Raw genomic sequence first — 614 nt, forward strand, 5'->3', positions numbered from 1 at the left:
TGGGTCTGTGGATGGAAAGGTCTGCCGTGTAATTGATCCATATTGTAGGATTCCTTTAGGTATTGCTTTAGTTCTTTTGCTACATAACATGAACCATTATCAGAGAGTAATCGAGGTCTTGGTTTGGTGATTAATTTAGCTTTAATAATTGCCCGATCCAAGGTTCTTTTTACATCCTCTACTTTCATGGATTCACACAACTCCCAATGCACAATGTAGCGGCTAAAATCATCGATCACCGTGCTTAAAAAATACCAGCCCCAACCGACTATTCTAAAATAGGTGAAATCCGTTTGCCACATCTGGTGAACAAATTCAGTCTTGTTTTTATATTCATCGGCTGCCTGAATAAACGCATGAGCTGGAGGGCTAATCAATCCTCTTTTCTTTAAAATACGGTACACACTAGACTCTGAGATGAAGATTTGCTGCTCATCGGTCAATTTACAAGCTAGCTCCCGGCAGGAAAGCTGTGTGTGTTCTAAGGCTAATTCAACCACCAGGTTCTTTTGCTGTGAGGGAATCACATTCCAATGACGCCTGCCACAACGCTTGTTAGGACTTAGCCCATCCACCCCAAAATCACTGTATAATTTATACCATAGATAAAAGGT

1 protein-coding gene is annotated in these 614 nt (G+C 41.0%); it reads right to left on the reverse strand.

What is annotated here, in order from left to right; all coding sequences use genetic code 11:
- Positions 1–614, reverse strand: a 614-nt coding sequence (locus ACST13_RS11045; protein ID WP_459523257.1) for a transposase, incomplete at both ends; no start/stop codon positions are given.

The organism is Aquirufa sp. A-Brett2-W8, from assembly GCF_054558755.1.